We start from the raw sequence: 15712 nt of genomic DNA, 5'->3' as shown, positions 1-15712 counted from the left end.
CTTTTTTTCGGATAATTTTTTAAAATTTAATTATTAAACTCATATAATGGGTCTAAGTAAGCAAATTATCATTTGGCATATTATGCGAAGAATTAACTTAGCAATCTAAAATATTCTCACCAAGCGCAATCATCTTTGATTAAATTGGTGATCAAATCAACTATAATTTTAGATTCTAAACGCGAACTAGAAATTCATTCCTGTATAGATTTAATTTTTTATGCGTAATGCTAAATCATAAAGCTCGTTTTTACTCGCCTTTGTCAATTTACAGGCAATAGCAACTGCTTGCTTTAATGGTAAGTCTTCTAATAAGATAGCCAGTAATTCTTCATGATTTTCTTGCTCCGCAAGCTCTGGGCGCGGCGGGATTACTAAAACAAACTCGCCTTTAGTATGCGCGGGCTCTGCCATTAACCAATTTTTGACTTCCAACACGTTTCCACTAATAAAGCGCTCAAAGGTTTTAGTTAATTCTTTGGCTAAAACTAGTGTACAGCCTTCACCATAAACTGCAGCTATATCATCAAGGCAGTCAAGAATACGATGAGTTGATTCATAAAAAATCAGCGTATGCATTTCGTTATTTAGGGATTCAAGTTTGGCTTTGCGTGCATTATGTTTTGCTGGTAAAAAACCAGAAAATAAAAAAGAATCACAAGGAACACCTGCGGCGCAGAGAGCAGTAATCAATGCACAGGCTCCGGGAATGGGAACAACTGGAATCTCATGCTCTCGAGCTAATTTAACTAAAACATAACCCGGATCGCTGATTAATGGTGTTCCGGCATCACTAATTAAGGCAGCTGATTTTCCTGCTAAAAAATGCTCAATAAGCTGTTGGCTTTTTTCATGTTCATTATGAGCATGCAGCGAATGCACTTGGTTTTTTATCCCCAATGAGGCTAATAGTTGCAGAGAATGGCGGGTGTCTTCTGCCAGAATAAAATCAACGGATTTCAGTACTTGCAATGCTCTAAGGGTAATGTCCTCACGATTTCCAATTGGAGTGGCAACGATATAGAGAGTACCTATTCCTGTTGCTAGTGAGTTTGTCATAGTTTATCCTTTTTGTTATCGCTTATTGGGTGTCTTAAACATGTTAAAAATATATAAAATTCGTGTACTTATCTTCCTGACATCCACTGTATTTCTTTGTCAGTGTACTACAGCCGTTACCTCGTCAGTTCCTGAGGTGCCAACACCCGCACCTGTACCCGCGGTCGTGAAGAAAAAAGCAGAAAATCCATATCCTCAATCAACTTCGGGTTATCTTGCGCAAGCGCAAAACCAACAAGGTCATGAAAAACAAAAGTCCTTCCTTATGGCTGCTGGGCGTTCAATTGCTGATGGTCAATGGCAGCAAGGTGCGGCCATTTTAGCACAGACTGCTGATTTAACACCGGAGCTCATGGCGCAAAAAAATATTTTATTAGCACAAATTGATGTGATGCGGGATAGACCGCAAAGAGCGTTAAGTAAATTAACGAGCATTTCCCAAAAAGAGGAGTTACCCCGATATCAGCAAGCGCAATACCATGAGTTATTAGCCCAAGCATATCGAGCTACTGATAAGCCCGTAGAGTCTATTTCTGAGCGTATCAGGTTAGAGCCTTTACTTATTGATGACGACAGTCAAAAACATAATCGTCGTAAATTGTGGGTAACCATTACGCATCTTTCCCAGGCGGAACTTGATAATGCTATGACCACAGCCGTTCAATCGGAAATGCAAGGTTGGCTGCAATTAGCACAAATCGCGCGTAAGTATCGCGATAACTCTAAATCCTTACTCGCCGCTTTGGATCATTGGCAAACCCAGTTTAATAATCACCCAGCAAATAATATTTTACCTAACCCGTTAGATTCAATTGCTAACAAAATGGTGGACCAGCCAAAGCAAGTGGCACTTTTATTACCTTTGAGCGGAGCGTTGCAAGGTCCAGGTACTGCAATACGCGATGGTTTTATAGCGGCCCAAAAGAATAATCCTGCTGGTGCGGCAATTAGGATTAAAGATTATGACACTAGCAAAGGCGATGTTGTCTCCTTGTATCAGTCTGCTATTGCTGATGGAGCTAATTATATTGTGGGGCCATTGACTAAGGCTCAAGTTGCTGCGGTTGCGGCATTACCACATCCGGTACCTACTTTGTTATTGAATGATGCAGCTACGAATGTGCAAGAGAACTCCTATTCACTGAGTTTGTCACCTGCCTATGAAGCGCAACAAGTGGCGATTAGGGCGCATAGTAAAGGCTATCATCGAGCGCTCATTATTGCGCCGGGCAATGAATGGGGCAATGAAATAACCAATGCATTTACCAAGCAATGGCAAAAGAAAGGAGGGCAGGTTGCTGGCACTCTTTTATATGGCGCTAAAGATGATCTGAATAAGAAAATGAAGGATTTCCTTCATATTACTAATAGCCAACAGCGAGAAAAACAAATAAAAGAATTACTGGGCTATTCAATCCAATCGGTGGTTAGTCGTCGCCAAGACTTTGACATGATCTTTTTATTGGCTTATCCATCCAAAGCACGGCAAATTATGCCTTTATTAAATTATTACTATGCTGCGGATGTCCCGGTCTATGCTACGGCCAGTGTGTATGGCGGTAATGCAAACCCTTTAAAAGATAAGGATTTGGATGGGATTATCTTTTGTGATATTCCTTGGGTTTTTGGTCATCAAATGAGAGCAAGGAATTGGCCAGAGCAATTTAACAGTTACAATAGGCTGTATGCTTTAGGTAAGGATAGTTATGCTTTAGCAACTCAATTAAATCACTTAATGTTATTCCCTGCAGATGAATCCCTTTCTGGGGATGGTATTTTATATCTTAAACCGTCACAACAGGTTGCTCGGGTTTTAGAATGGGGGCAATTTAAGCAGGGTTTAGTACATTCCTTAGGTGAGACCGCTTAAAATGCTGACACAAGAGAAAGGGCGCATCGCGGAAGAGCAGGCTATAAATTATTTGACTGCGCAAGGACTTAAGTTGCTTGGTCAAAATTATCATTGCAAGTTGGGCGAAATTGATTTAATTATGCGCGACCGGGAGCATTTGGTTTTTGTTGAGGTTCGTTCTCGTGTTTCTGCTGCTTTTGGTGGGGGCCTTGCAAGTATTACTTATACTAAGCGGCAAAAAATATTAAAATCGGCAATGCATTATGCAATGGTGCATAAGTTACAGAATAAATTTGCTCTGCGTTTTGATGTGATTAGCATCGATGGCAAGTCAGCATCAATTACTTGGATAAAAGATGCTTTTGGTATGGATTATTAGTTTATTCACTCGAGAATAGTTATTAAGGTTAAAACATGGTTCAACTGGAAGAAAGAGTAAGACACCTCTTCGGCACGCATATCGAAACAAAAATAGCGCTAGCGGATGCTTTATCTGACACCATTGCTAAAGCGGGACAACGCTTGGTGAATTGTTTGTTGGGTGATGGAAAAATATTAATTTGCGGCAATGGCGGTTCTAGTGCCAATTGTATGCACTTTGCGAGCGCTATGTTTAATCATTTTGAAGTCGAGCGCCCTTCGCTGCCGGTATTTAATTTAAGTGCGGATGCTACCACCATCAGTTCTTTTGCTAATGAACACCATTACAGCCAAGTTTTTGCTCGACAAATCCAAGCCTTAGGCCAAGAGCAAGATGTCTTGCTGCTGTTAACCACTGCAGGTAATTCAGACAGCATGATTCATGCATTACAAGCTGCCAATGAACGAGGCATGGATACGATTGCTCTAAGTGGGCGTGATGGTGGGGTGCTTGCTAATCATTTAGGTCCAGAAGATATTGAAGTGCGTGTGGCTTGCGATAATGCGGCACGCATAAGGGAAATGCACTTGTTCATATTGCATTGTTTTTGTGATTTAATTGATCAGTCTTTATTTGGCCAAGTTTTAGGATAAAAAATGAGTTTAAATTTAAAATTAAAATCCCTGATCTTTGTTTTAGTTTCTAGTTTACTCACTGGTTGTGTGGCGGCCGTCGTCACCGGTGCTGCGGTAGGCATGGTCTATGACCGACGCGGTATAGTGACTATGGAAGCGGATGCCCGCTTATTTCATGTAATTCATAAAAATATTGTTACTAATCGCCAATTTAGTGATTCACGTATTGAAGTGACTAGTTTTAATCGTGTAGTGCTCTTGGTTGGGCAAACTCCAAGTGCTTCTTTACGCGTTCTAGCAGAAAAAATTGCGCACAATGCGCCGGGTATTGAGCGTGTTTATAATGAAATAACGGTTGGCTATCCTATACCGTTAACGCAACGCACTAAAGACAGTTGGATTACCGGACAGGTTAGAAGCAGCATGCTCGCTAGAAAAGGATTGGAGTCAGGCTCTGTACGTATCGTGACGGAAAATGCTGTGGTTTACCTTATGGGGGTAGTGACCGATCATCAGGCCGCTTTAGCTGTTGATGTGGCTCGACGCGTCAATGGGGTGAGAAAAGTAGTTAAAATTTTCCAATATATTCGTTAGTTATTTACTATGTTGAAGCAGGGATGTTTGCAAATACTGGTTATTTTTACCCTTTGGTGCCTGTCTAGCTGCAGTAGTATCTGGACCGGTGCTAATTTGGTATATGACCGTCATGATGTCTATAAAAAACTGGATGATTACCGTTTATACGTCAAAGTAAATAATGCGATAACCGTTGATAAGTTGTTTAAAGACAGCCGTTCTCCACTCGATATCGCAGTTTTTAATGGAGATATTCTCGTCGCCGGTCATGTACCCACTCAAAGCATGCATACTGAATTACAACGACGCTTAAATACGGTACAAGGGGCTCGACGCGTGTTCAATGAGGTACGTGTGGATACTAATCCGCCAAACTCCATGGAAGATAATTGGATCACGACTAAAATTCGCAGCCAAATTTTTGCGGATGCATCTATTGATCCAAATGCATTTAAGGTCGTTACTTCCGACGGTATTGTTTACTTGATGGGAGATGTGCGTCCAGATGAGGCCGCGACGGTGATTAATTTCACTCGTCATACTGCCGGTGTACGTCATGTAGTTAAGGTGCTTAAATACCTTGTTTATCAAAAATAAAAATTAAAGAGCTTACCTGAGCTCGCTAGGCGAACTCAGGTTAAAGCGTTCTACAATTAATGGAATTGTCCTTTATCGGGTCGTTTTCTCATTTTTTTTAGTTTAAGTTCACGCAACAGCCCCGTTGAGCCGGTAGGGTTTTCTTCATCGACATTATTATTCTGGTTGCACGGATGGGATCGATAATGTTTGCGGTATGATAGGTGGTGTTTGTTGTGTTTATGATGTAGCTCATCACCATAACGAGCTAGCATTTTTTGTTGCAGGCTGGCTGCTGTATGCTGGATCTTATCAGGCATGTTATTTCCTTTGACAGGTTAATAAACATTACTTACTACCCATGCTCGGATAATAAGTTCCACACTGTAAGTATAGACACTAAAATAGAGTTTTGGTTAAATATTGACCAATCTTGGCATATTAAGGGCTTTGGAAACTACATAGGGATTATAAGAATTTTGTTATCGCCTATGTATATACTAACTTTTTATGAACAGTATCAAGCTATTTTTTTAGGGAGAATAAGTCATGCACTACTTGCACACCATGGTTCGAGTGACCAACCTTGATGAGTCTTTAGATTTTTATTGCACTAAGCTCGGGTTGGTTGAAGTAAAACGAACTGAGAATGAAAAAGGGCGATATACTTTAGTGTTTTTGGCCGCTCCGGGAGATGTTGAGCAGGCTAAAAAAAGCCAGGCTCCTTTACTGGAGTTGACTTACAATTGGGATCCTCAATCTTACACGGGAGGACGCAATTTTGGTCATCTAGCCTACCGTGTAGATAATATCTACGATACTTGCCTACGTTTAGGCCGTGCGGGAGTTGTGATTAATCGACCTCCACGTGATGGCCATATGGCATTTATCCGCTCTCCCGATAACATTTCTATTGAGCTGCTGCAAAAAGGAGACCCTTTACCCCTCCAGGAACCTTGGGTTTCCGCACAAAATGTTGGGGAGTGGTAGAGCGTAGGCAGGCCTGTTAACCCCAGCAAAACACCGTTTAGCCAACTCTTCCTCGATGCTGGGCTTGACAGCCCAGCCTACAGTTTTGTCAGGATGATGTATCCACAGCCACTCGGTTGATGGCCAAAGATTTACCCAGTATATTGATAGACCAACAAAAATTTCTCATAACAATAAGGATCGTTATTATGAGCAAATATTTACGACAATATATTCCTAAAAATAAATCCGGTGGCCTTATTACTTTATCCATTAGCGAAAGTCTTTTATTGGCTATTGAAGCAGGAATCAATGCGAATATAGGCCAAGCGCAATTAGAAATATTATATAAGCTTTATCTGGAGGGGAGAAAAACCCCAGAACAAACGCTCTTTCTTAGCGAGTTGCAAACAATTTTAAAGGATAAAGGCTACTTAGTTAGCACCTCGCCGCAAACCACAAATGAAGATCCAACACGACGCTATTTTGAAACTCATCTCGCGTATCATTTACTGGAAAATAATGCGGAAACCCTGGTTCATGATGAATTAATAACTTTTACCGAAAACCTACGTAAAAGGCTTTATTCTTTACCAACATCTAATGCGAACCGCATTAAGGTAGAGGCCATTTTTAGTGGGGATATTGATTCGGTGATTTTGTCAAAATATGAACAAGAATATGCCGAGTTAATTCTAAAGTTAGCTCAACATGATTATCATGGACTATCAAGAAAAGCCTGTGACAACTGCTTACAAATCGCGTGTGCTACCAGTCTTGCCACATTGAATACCCAATTAGATGCAATGCCCGCAGACATCTACGAAGATAGTGAGTTTACGATGGGGATGGAGGGTCGAGGTAGAATTACTAAGTCCAGAACTCAGCAAGAGTGGGTCAGAACGACAGCAAAAGGCCTAATGAAATCAACTACTCCCTTGCCTTTATATGGCGACAGGGCTAATGCCATCAACAAAAACTATGAAGAAAGAAACAATTTTTCACCTTTTCAACGTTCAGTGGATCAATCTAAATTCATGACGGAAAATCAATCGGTGCAGCATTTATTTTCCTATCAGATTCATGCTTATTCGAATGGAATTTCCAGTACAACCTTAGCCCAGATCCGCAATATGATTTTAGAAAAGCGCTTGGAGCAGCCATATTTTCAGGGAGTTTTTCAAAAATACATGACCGTTTTTGCTGCTTTAATGGTCTATAACAGTGGTGGACACTCGTTCTTTGAGATTTTTGAAGTATTTAAATTACCAATATGTCGTGAATTGATTGAAAATGAGTCATTCATTCTGAATTGCATCGCGCGTGATCAATTGATGTACCAGTGGTTGTATGTCGCTCAAAAAGAAGCATTTGATACCTCGCTGCAGGCAACCATTGCTTACATGCATGTGCTTCTTGCCAAAAAACAAATGCATGCCGAGCTTTACCCGCAAAATGTCGCGCAGCAGATTCTTGCATCATCCATGAGCTTACATAAAGCGATAATTCATGCAAACCCAGAAGAGTTTTCTCAAGCCGTAGCCCGTACTCCCAAAACGAAAATCGACACAGTAAACCATTATGGTTGGACTGTACTGATGATTGCTGCACAGTTGGGAAAAACCACGCAGGTGCGGACGCTTCTTAATGCCGGGGCTAATATTCATAAAGAAGTAAAAATGCCTCTTAATGCGAAAATTGATGCTAAGAAACAAATAAATGGGCTTTCCGCCTTAGAGATGGCGATTAAATGGCAACATTATGAGACCACAGAGGCCTTGTTAAAGGCCGGTGCGTTGGTAAAAAGAAGCCAAACAGAGGGGGATACTTTAAAACAGCATGCTCCTGCTCTATATTTTTCTTGTCGCCAACCGGATATGCGGATTCTCAATTTAATTTTGGAAGCAGATGGTGCTCTTGATTTGATGGATATGAAAGAGGCTTTATTCTGTACCTTAGACGTAGAAAATTTACCTGCGGTGCAGGTGCTGGTTAAACATATCGATAAACAGTGCCTCGCTTCAGCATTGTTTACCGAAGAGTGTAAGTTTGAATTACTAAAAAAAACCGTTATTTTAGGTAATACTCAATTAATCCAGGGACTTATTTCTCTTAACCTGTATCCTGCAACGATGCCGTCTGCACCTCAACAATTATTAAATACGGCTGTTGAAAAAGGCTTTGTGCCAGTGGTTAAGCTGTTGCTGTCATTATTTGCTAATACGAATAGCACTACTAATCTTCACGAGGCGCTCCTGATTGCACTTAAAAATCGGCGTTTTAATGTCGCCGAGTTTTTATTATTGTCTGATGCTGATACACACTCCATCTCCAGTGACGCGCCCCATGTAAATGGGTTTATTGCCTATCTAAAAACCAGTAAACCGAAGCAGCTTGTTCTTATTGAAGGGCATTCAGGCAATTTTTCCATACAAAGAAAACCCTCAGATGTTAGATATGGTGGGTTGTTTTTTGGCGATAAATTGCATTCTGAGCCGTCTTCGTCCACTAACAGTGATTTTTCTTTAGTTAGTTGAGATAGTGACGGAATCAATGGATCCAAAATAGCAGCCTTGATGCGTACGTAATCAAGGCTATATTAGGCCTCCATCACAAGCTACAATCGATTAAGGGTATCTAAATACACAATATCCCAGGTTTCTTCTTCAGCACTTCTACGTTTTACCTCATCTTGCAGTAGCTGTTGTACTGGCCGCAAATAATCAGCAAATAAGCTGGCAGAAGTTGCCTGGGAATAAAAAGTGAGCCAATGGCGGGTGGTTGAGGCTATTCTCTGGATATTATTTATGCGGCTCAGAAGGCGCTCTGTATCATGCTCCGTAGCGGTTAAAAGTTCTAGTTGTTCAATGTACAAATTAATTTTTTTATCAATATGTTCATTACTGTATTCATTGAGAAGACTTAAACGCCCAATTTCACAAATTAAGTAGCGTTTGAGGTAATCTCTTATTGGTTCTAAAGCAAACTCAGCCTGGAATGGCTGTAGCAACAAAAATTGATTGAAATAGGTGCGTAAATGTTCCAACGATTGGGGGTCAAACCAATTATATGAATAGCTATGTTTTTTTACGATCTTTGCTGTTTGTATAAATTGTTCTGCGGTTAACAAGTAAGGATCTTTATCTGCATCGTGGAGTTCATTTAAACAGGTATAATAGGCTTCAATTTTTTCTTGTTGCCACAGAGTGTCTTGCTGAGAAGCAACAATCGCTTTTGCCTCCAAACGAAAAATTTCTAGTCTGAGAAATTCCATCAGTTTTGTTTTCATGATATTCATGCAGGGCTCAGGGGCTTGACTCGAAACTTCATGAGTGTTGGCCGTTTCAAATTGGCATTGCTCCACGAATGTTTTCACTGCCCTTTGGGTTCGCTCTGAGTCATAAATAAAAATTTTTTCTAACGTATAAAACTCATCAAATTGTTCCGGATGGAGCCAGGCATCGGGTAAAAAACCTTGAGCATCGTATAAGTAAATACGAATTCCATTGCCTGTTTCATCAGGAAGAATTAATCCTGATAAAGCATGACTACCCGGCAATTTGTTTAGTTTGGCAAAAATAATTAAATGGCTGTAGGCCGGGATTTCTAATTCCGCTAGGTAAGTAGTGAGCTGCGCGTAATTAAACTCGGAGATAAAAAAACTACGGGCTCGTTTGGTGTCATCCAAAGAAATAAAGCGTGGATATAATGATTGTAAATATCCAGGAATAAAATTGGGGAGCGATGGTAAGGGGGTGACTGCGGGGAAAAAAGTACCTTGATTTTCCAGTAATGCTTTATAAGCATGCATGGTGATTTCAAGGCAGTTAACAAAACGTCCTAAATGGTAACCCATATTCATTGCCTGGAATTTTTGATTGGCAAGCTCCAACCATTTTGGTTGTGGCAGATCTTTTCCACCATACAAATATTGTAAAAAGAGGGAAGCAAATTTCATGATTCATAGCCATAGAAAATTTTGATTATTTTTTAAGATCAACGCATTAAGGTCAATATATTTTAAGGAAAATATGAGATACCTTTATTAAGGCCATTATTCATTACCATGATGAGCTATAATTTAAATAAGCTTGATGTTTGCGCTGCTGCGCCTTAGTCCAAAGAGGTAAATGCTATGAACGACGATGGAAAAATGAAAGAGTATAAGAGTTTTGCTGAGTTTTATCCCTTTTATCTAAGCCAGCATCAAAATATTATGTGTCAGCGGTTGCATTTTATCGGTACTTCTTTAGCCTGTTTATTTTTTCTCTTTTTCCTATTCACTGGAGCCTTAAAGTGGGTGTTGCTCATGGCTATTGCAGGCTATGGATTTGCATGGGTAGGACATTTTGTTTATGAAAAAAACCAACCTGTCACGTTCACCTATCCCCTTTATAGTTTAATGGGTGACTTTGTCATGTTTTGGGAGGTTGCGCGCGGGCAAAGGAAAATATTTTAGCTTCTGTTTATCCCTCTTTTTTTGTCAATTTCAGTAAACGAATTTTTACGACGCCTTTAATTTGCCAAGCGGCCCTAATTTGTGTAAGGTAGTTTTGGATTTTTTTCGGTCGCAAGTCAGGTTGCGTTTTTTAGGGATAATTTTTCAAGGCGAAAAAATGAGAAAACAAAACATACTAAAGGGATGTGTCGTCGCAACTTTATTTGTAGCACAAATATCTTATGCTGATTTTACTTTTTATTCCTCAACTCCAAATGCCTGTGAACACCTCGCTGGGCGTTGGTCAGGAACCGGTACTGCAAGCAACTGGGCCATTGGTGAGTGTGCTTATCATGGTGCGGGCGTTATTGGTCCTTTAGACAGTGCAGGTAATTTTACCGTACACGTGGTTTCTGACAAAGATTCTGGTAGCTTTATTTGCCCTTCACATAGTGAAAAACATTTAACTGGAACTTGTGTTAATGGGGTCACCATTATTCATACTGAATATGGTGACATTTTTGGTGATTTTTCCCAAAACTCGGGGAAAGCCAAAGGAACTTTATCCCTAACACCTGGTTTGAGTGTTGATGTGTCTATGCAATTTGGTCGAGATAATTAACTGCGGTTACAGAGTCTTCTGGAGATTATTTAGACTATAAATTCTTAGCGATATAGCAAATTACCAACAACCCTATGTCAATGATGTAATTCCTGCGCAGTAGGGTAAACATTTTGAATGTAGCCAGAGTATATGCTATTTTTACTTGGTTTAACTTCTTCATTTTTAAGGATGATTTATATGCGTTCAGGCTTTTCTGTGCTGAGCATCGCGGGAGCACTTTTATATTCTTCTTTTGCGATTTCAGGTGAATCGGGCATTCAGTCCATGCGCTCTACTTATAGGCCCGTGATTTCTCTTACTGGTGGTTATGCCAATATGGATGCAACGGGTAAAGCCTATTTTTTAGGAGAGGATGAGAGTGTATTTGCTTATGATTCCAAGGCGAATAGCCGAAATGGAGGAGTTGTAGGTGGCTTTTTGGGAGTGGAGCATTCATTACCCTGGTATGGTCTTTTGGCTCAGGCAGGACTTGAGTACAACTATTTTACTCCTATCCAAATCCATGGAGAGCATACCGTAGGCATGGAGCCTGATTACTCCACTTTTTATCGTTATCATTATCGAGTTCAAAGCCAACAATTTCTTGCATCAGTTAAAATTCTAGCAACGAATGATAAAGCATTGCATCCTTACGTACAGGTAGGTTTGGGAGCAGCATGGAATCGAGTAGGGAATTTTAGCGCGATAACTGATGAAACGGGTAGTATCAATTTAACCCCTACTTTTAATGATCATACGCGAGCGGAGTTTAGTTATAACCTCGGTGCTGGTCTTGATTTTGACATGAGCAAAAATGTACGAATTGGCTTTGGTTATCGCTTTAGTGGGTTAGGCAATGCTTCTTTAACCGGTGGCCAGATCAGCATGGGCGACTTTACGACTTCGGTGCCTTTTGCCGTAGGAATACATAATGCGGGTGAGCATCAACTGATTGCACAGATTAGTTATGTGAAATAAGACCTGCAAAGGGGGCCATGCCCCTAGCAAGAAAATGCATACAGTCATTTTATTTTGATTAATACAGGATGTGATTTATGGGGAAAAAACAGGATTTAGTTTTAGCATTTGCCGCTTTTTTTATAGCCAATCAGGCAATCGCTGGCGCTACTTTTAATATTGTTCCTAAACCAGGGACTTCATTGCCAACTACTGTGGTTCAGGGAAGTTCTGTTTCTGCTTATTATCTGATTACTAATAATACAAGTGCTACAAGAGCCGGTTACGTCATTAAAGGGCTTCCTGCTTCAGTGGTGACTCAAAATACAAGCAGTGGCCACTGCCCTGCAGTGATTTCTTTGGCTTCAAAAGCAAGTTGCGTGTTGCAATTGGACATTACTGGAGCAGTTTCAAGTAATTTTGCCTTATGTAGAGGGGTAGCGTGTACTTCTTCCTCCGTTCCCTTGAATGTATCTGTAACTCCGGCGCCTCCACCTCCCCCTCCGCCACCATTTTTTGTTGCTGCAGGGTATTATAATGGTAGTTTGGGTACTACTGCCCCTTTGATTGCTTATAGTACAGTTACAGGAGCAAACTGGGCTTATCCCTTGGCATCACTTGCGAGCTTTCCGGTGGGAACTTATTTATATGGAGCGAGCTGCACCGGGCGCTTTTGTGTTGTTGGAGGGGAGGTGGCTGGTCCTTTTGTCGCTATTAGCTCTTCTTCTGGACAGAATTGGACTGAGGTTAGTTTCTCAGCATTGCCACCAGATTATTCTTCTAATGGTTATTTCAATGCTGTAGCATGTGCCGATTCTTTTTGTATTGCGGGAGGATCATATTCTACTGGTAGTATGTCTGTGCCTTTTGTAGGAACTAGTACAGGGTTAGGGGCGAACTGGTCTTCTACCTATACCAGCTCGACAATACCGCCAGATCTTACTTTCGGATATTTTAATAATGTGAGTTGCGGGAGTACCGCATGTATTGCAGTAGGTTCCTATTTTGATTCCTCTGTTTCTTATCCTTTGATTGCTACGGGAACCAATCAAGGAGCTCTATGGACTAATTCTTTGACTGCACTCTCTCCATTGCCTTCTGATTATGTAGGGTCAGGTACTCTCTCTGATTCTGCTGCAAGTGGCACTAATTTTGTAGCGGCTGGAAGCTATTTCTCCACTTTAGGAAATACTGAACCCTTGGTAATATCGAGTTCCAATAATGGGGCGACTTGGAGTGCATCTATTACAAGCACGACTCCAGTTCCTCCTGCGGGTTTTACCTATGGGCAAATGTATGCTGTAAGTTGTAGTGGTAGTGTTTGTGTTGCGGTAGGCTATTTTAGCTCTATTAACTCTTATCCTTTAGCTGCAACCAGTTCCAACGCTGGGCATACATGGTCTTATACTATCACTGATACCACACCACAGTTTCCTTCAGATTTTTTTGCAGGTAATGATAATTATTTTTCTGCGGTGAGTTGTAGTGGCACTATTTGTATTGCAGCAGGTTCTTATATGAGGGACTCCGCACATAGTTTTCCTTTATTAGCAGCAAGTTCTGATGGAGGAAAAACTTGGGCTTATAGAATTAACAGTACTTATCCGGTGTTAGTTGGCGATACTATGGATAATGGTTATTTCAATACGGCCTCATGTAAAGGAACTTATTGTATGGCGGCAGGCTCTTATGTGTCATCGTCTGGAACTTCGTACCCTTTATTGGCGGTAAGTAGTGATGGAGGTATCACCTGGGCCTATAAAGTGGATGGTGTTTCTCCTGCATTGCCAGCAGATTATGTAGATGGTGGCCTGTTTTATGAGAAGGGAAGCGCTGCCGGTAGTTCAGCTTTTTTACCTAATTCCTTAAAGTTGTTATTAAATAAGTAGCAGGTTGAGCCCATGGTTCAACATTCGGGGAGTGGCTCGATACCTTTGTCGAGTCATGGCCCGAACCTACAATATGGTTTGAATATCATAATGCATTAAAATCTTTTCTGCCTCTAACCCATAAGCTCCAGAAACTCCCGGGATACCAGTAGTTAATATCGAGCCATTACCCGAATCAAAAACCGGCGTGATGGGGTTTGCAGTAAATCCCCAATGCGTTGCATCTGCCATTTGTCCGCTGGTCGTAACGGGGGTGCCATTACCATTAACCACTAAGACTATGTTTCCGTAAATCGTGGTGGGTGGGGTAAATGTAATCGGACTAGCACTGGCTTGCGGGGTATGCGCGGTTGCGTCATATATGACTTGACTGGTATTACCAATAAGTCTTGGCAATGGAATAATTTGCACTTGATAAATGGCTGCTGTCCCAGGGCCTGTACCCGTACAAAAAGTGGTGCTATGCACTCCTGTGGCTGCCCATCTGACGATAGTGATTCCACCGTAAGTAAGGCTTTTAACCGTGGTGCAGGGTTGAGTATTGTTCGCATGGTCATACACTTTGATCATGATGCTGGACTGTGTTAATCCCGTATTACCCCCACCCCCATTACTACCGAGATTGTTAACAATGACTAATTGTCCAGTACTTGGTGGAGCAATAGCAAAGAGTTTTTGCGAGGCGAGTAAAGTGAAAAATACCGTTGATTTTAATAAATTATTTTTCATACTCATCTCTATTCTTAGCTAGAACAACTCATCGTTATTCGCAGCGGTGTGAAAAGGAATAATGCCATAATGTCGCATCAGTTTTTCAGCGCTTACCCCATAAGCTCCAACTGCACCTGGAACACCAGTTGCACTTAAGGCCCCAGTACCCACATCAAAAACAGGAGCGCTTGGCGTTACCGTAAATCCCCAATTTGATGAGCTTGCAGTTTGGCCAATGGTGCTGGGAATACCACTGCCATTAATAAGCAAAGTCATGTTGGTATAGATGGTTGTTGGCGGAGTGAAGGTAATTGGGCTGGCTATTCCCTTGGGCACGCTGGTGTCGATTATGGCATCATAAACAATGGTGACACTGCTCTTTATCAGCTTGTTTAGTGGGGTGATAACTACTTTAGAAATGGCCGCAGTGCCAATACCCGTACCTGCACAGGACGTAGAGCTATGGATCCCATTCGCCTGCCATTTAATAATTGCAACGTTATAATAACCCAGTCTTTGCGCGGTGTAACAGGGAGAGGTAGGGGTATGGGTATCATACACTTGAACCATAATATTGGAGCGTGAATTCGTATTCGCATCAGCGGCAGTCAAATTATCCAAGCCGTTAATTATTACTAGTTGCCCTGAGTTTGGCGGTGTAGCAAATGCAGTTGCTCCCCAAACGCATAAAGTCACAACCATACTTGTTTTTAACAATGTGCTTTTTGCCGATTCCATATTAAATGCCATTTATCCTAAGTAATTGTTAACAATATTTATTTAACAATTATTACTCTAGCATATGATTATTGATTCTGCAGGATAGAGATAAATGTAATTTAGAAATGGGGCATTACGGAAGGTGATAAGGTCGCTGTTATGCGACCCATTCAATAATTTACACCAAAATTTAAAGGGCTATAAAAGCCTAATTGTTGATTCGATAAAGATAAATTATTTAATTTCCCTCTTTGAGAATGATTGAGCAATGGAGGAAAAGGGCCTGCGGACATTGCCGGGTATCAAAAAGTTAGCTGCAGATACATTAAAAATTAAAGAAAATAAAAAATTAAACAGATGAGCGT

The 15712-nt window shown here is 41.0% G+C and carries 16 protein-coding genes; 11 read left to right on the top strand and 5 right to left on the bottom strand.

The genetic code is table 11. From position 1 onward, the window contains the following. Positions 1-210: 210 nt before the first annotated feature. Entirely contained in the window at positions 211-1059 is an 849-nt protein-coding gene (gene rsmI, locus J2N86_RS13880) for a 16S rRNA (cytidine(1402)-2'-O)-methyltransferase (RefSeq protein ID WP_252580070.1), read from the bottom strand. 40 nt (positions 1060-1099) lie between these two features. Here rsmI and J2N86_RS13875 point away from each other — a divergent pair, with 40 nt between their 5' ends. From J2N86_RS13875 to J2N86_RS13855, 5 genes are read left to right on the top strand one after another with little or no spacing between them, the layout of a single operon-like run. Next, complete coding sequence (locus J2N86_RS13875; protein WP_252580069.1) at positions 1100-2929, top strand: penicillin-binding protein activator; 1830 nt, start codon at positions 1100-1102, stop codon at positions 2927-2929. Positions 2930-2933: 4 nt separating this feature from the next. Continuing rightward, positions 2934-3290 (top strand): YraN family protein, encoded by a 357-nt coding sequence (locus J2N86_RS13870; protein WP_252582459.1) that lies wholly within the window; start codon positions 2934-2936, stop codon positions 3288-3290. Positions 3291-3325: 35 nt separating this feature from the next. After that, positions 3326-3925 carry a D-sedoheptulose-7-phosphate isomerase gene (locus J2N86_RS13865; RefSeq protein ID WP_133136025.1) on the top strand — a complete coding sequence of 200 codons (600 nt, stop codon included), beginning with the start codon at positions 3326-3328 and terminating at the stop codon, positions 3923-3925. A 3-nt stretch (positions 3926-3928) separates the two neighbouring features. Then, positions 3929-4501: a BON domain-containing protein gene (locus tag J2N86_RS13860; RefSeq protein WP_252580068.1), complete on the top strand. Its 573-nt coding sequence runs from the start codon at positions 3929-3931 to the stop codon at positions 4499-4501. A gap of 9 nt (positions 4502-4510) precedes the next feature. Next, complete coding sequence (locus tag J2N86_RS13855) at positions 4511-5080, top strand: BON domain-containing protein (protein WP_252580067.1); 570 nt, start codon at positions 4511-4513, stop codon at positions 5078-5080. Positions 5081-5136: 56 nt separating this feature from the next. On the opposite strand, the gene J2N86_RS13850 is transcribed toward J2N86_RS13855, so the two are convergent. Then, on the bottom strand, positions 5137-5379 hold the full coding sequence (locus tag J2N86_RS13850) for a hypothetical protein (RefSeq protein ID WP_252580066.1): 243 nt from the start codon (positions 5377-5379) through the stop codon (positions 5137-5139). A gap of 229 nt (positions 5380-5608) precedes the next feature. On the opposite strand from J2N86_RS13850, the gene J2N86_RS13845 reads away from it, so the two are divergent. Together J2N86_RS13845 and J2N86_RS13840 are read left to right on the top strand one after the other, a co-directional pair. Next, positions 5609-6049, top strand: a complete 441-nt coding sequence (locus J2N86_RS13845) for a VOC family protein (protein ID WP_252580065.1) — start codon at positions 5609-5611, stop codon at positions 6047-6049. Between the two features lie 188 nt (positions 6050-6237). After that, a complete protein-coding gene (locus tag J2N86_RS13840) occupies positions 6238-8565 on the top strand; it encodes an ankyrin repeat domain-containing protein (protein WP_252580064.1) in 2328 nt (775 codons plus the stop codon). 80 nt (positions 8566-8645) lie between these two features. Here J2N86_RS13840 and J2N86_RS13835 read toward each other — a convergent pair whose 3' ends face one another. Next, positions 8646-9986 carry a hypothetical protein gene (locus tag J2N86_RS13835; RefSeq protein ID WP_252580063.1) on the bottom strand — a complete coding sequence of 447 codons (1341 nt, stop codon included), beginning with the start codon at positions 9984-9986 and terminating at the stop codon, positions 8646-8648. A 177-nt stretch (positions 9987-10163) separates the two neighbouring features. On the opposite strand from J2N86_RS13835, the gene J2N86_RS13830 reads away from it, so the two are divergent. The 4 genes from J2N86_RS13830 (at position 10164) to J2N86_RS13815 (ending at position 13916) form a co-directional block, all read left to right on the top strand. Next, positions 10164-10487, top strand: coding sequence for a DUF962 domain-containing protein (locus J2N86_RS13830; RefSeq protein WP_252580062.1), 324 nt, complete (start codon positions 10164-10166; stop codon positions 10485-10487). Between the two features lie 157 nt (positions 10488-10644). Continuing rightward, positions 10645-11088: a hypothetical protein gene (locus J2N86_RS13825; RefSeq protein ID WP_252580061.1), complete on the top strand. Its 444-nt coding sequence runs from the start codon at positions 10645-10647 to the stop codon at positions 11086-11088. A gap of 180 nt (positions 11089-11268) precedes the next feature. Further along, positions 11269-12048, top strand: coding sequence for an outer membrane protein (locus J2N86_RS13820; RefSeq protein ID WP_252580060.1), 780 nt, complete (start codon positions 11269-11271; stop codon positions 12046-12048). A gap of 77 nt (positions 12049-12125) precedes the next feature. Next, positions 12126-13916, top strand: coding sequence for a sialidase family protein (locus J2N86_RS13815; protein ID WP_252580059.1), 1791 nt, complete (start codon positions 12126-12128; stop codon positions 13914-13916). Between the two features lie 66 nt (positions 13917-13982). Here J2N86_RS13815 and J2N86_RS13810 read toward each other — a convergent pair whose 3' ends face one another. Further along, on the bottom strand, positions 13983-14645 hold the full coding sequence (locus J2N86_RS13810) for a hypothetical protein (RefSeq protein WP_252580058.1): 663 nt from the start codon (positions 14643-14645) through the stop codon (positions 13983-13985). An 18-nt stretch (positions 14646-14663) separates the two neighbouring features. Beyond that, positions 14664-15377: a hypothetical protein gene (locus tag J2N86_RS13805; protein ID WP_252580057.1), complete on the bottom strand. Its 714-nt coding sequence runs from the start codon at positions 15375-15377 to the stop codon at positions 14664-14666. Positions 15378-15712 lie beyond the last annotated feature (335 nt).

Origin of the sequence: Legionella lytica, assembly GCF_023921225.1 — a bacterium.
In the GTDB taxonomy this organism is placed as follows: domain Bacteria; phylum Pseudomonadota; class Gammaproteobacteria; order Legionellales; family Legionellaceae; genus Legionella; species Legionella lytica.
Note: the sequence above shows the minus strand (reverse complement) of the source record. Positions and strands in the feature narration are given on the sequence as shown.

What these genes read in the sequence shown, in the direction of transcription:
- rsmI (WP_252580070.1), bottom strand. Translation starts at nt 1,059, where the DNA reads ATGACAAACTCACTAGCAACAGGAATAGGTACTCTCTATATCGTTGCC.
- J2N86_RS13875 (WP_252580069.1), top strand. Translation starts at nt 1,100, where the DNA reads ATGTTAAAAATATATAAAATTCGTGTACTTATCTTCCTGACATCCACT.
- J2N86_RS13865 (WP_133136025.1), top strand. Translation starts at nt 3,326, where the DNA reads ATGGTTCAACTGGAAGAAAGAGTAAGACACCTCTTCGGCACGCATATC.
- J2N86_RS13860 (WP_252580068.1), top strand. Translation starts at nt 3,929, where the DNA reads ATGAGTTTAAATTTAAAATTAAAATCCCTGATCTTTGTTTTAGTTTCT.
- J2N86_RS13855 (WP_252580067.1), top strand. Translation starts at nt 4,511, where the DNA reads ATGTTGAAGCAGGGATGTTTGCAAATACTGGTTATTTTTACCCTTTGG.
- J2N86_RS13850 (WP_252580066.1), bottom strand. Translation starts at nt 5,379, where the DNA reads ATGCCTGATAAGATCCAGCATACAGCAGCCAGCCTGCAACAAAAAATG.
- J2N86_RS13845 (WP_252580065.1), top strand. Translation starts at nt 5,609, where the DNA reads ATGCACTACTTGCACACCATGGTTCGAGTGACCAACCTTGATGAGTCT.
- J2N86_RS13840 (WP_252580064.1), top strand. Translation starts at nt 6,238, where the DNA reads ATGAGCAAATATTTACGACAATATATTCCTAAAAATAAATCCGGTGGC.
- J2N86_RS13835 (WP_252580063.1), bottom strand. Translation starts at nt 9,986, where the DNA reads ATGAAATTTGCTTCCCTCTTTTTACAATATTTGTATGGTGGAAAAGAT.
- J2N86_RS13830 (WP_252580062.1), top strand. Translation starts at nt 10,164, where the DNA reads ATGAACGACGATGGAAAAATGAAAGAGTATAAGAGTTTTGCTGAGTTT.
- J2N86_RS13825 (WP_252580061.1), top strand. Translation starts at nt 10,645, where the DNA reads ATGAGAAAACAAAACATACTAAAGGGATGTGTCGTCGCAACTTTATTT.
- J2N86_RS13820 (WP_252580060.1), top strand. Translation starts at nt 11,269, where the DNA reads ATGCGTTCAGGCTTTTCTGTGCTGAGCATCGCGGGAGCACTTTTATAT.
- J2N86_RS13815 (WP_252580059.1), top strand. Translation starts at nt 12,126, where the DNA reads ATGGGGAAAAAACAGGATTTAGTTTTAGCATTTGCCGCTTTTTTTATA.
- J2N86_RS13810 (WP_252580058.1), bottom strand. Translation starts at nt 14,645, where the DNA reads ATGAAAAATAATTTATTAAAATCAACGGTATTTTTCACTTTACTCGCC.
- J2N86_RS13805 (WP_252580057.1), bottom strand. Translation starts at nt 15,377, where the DNA reads ATGGCATTTAATATGGAATCGGCAAAAAGCACATTGTTAAAAACAAGT.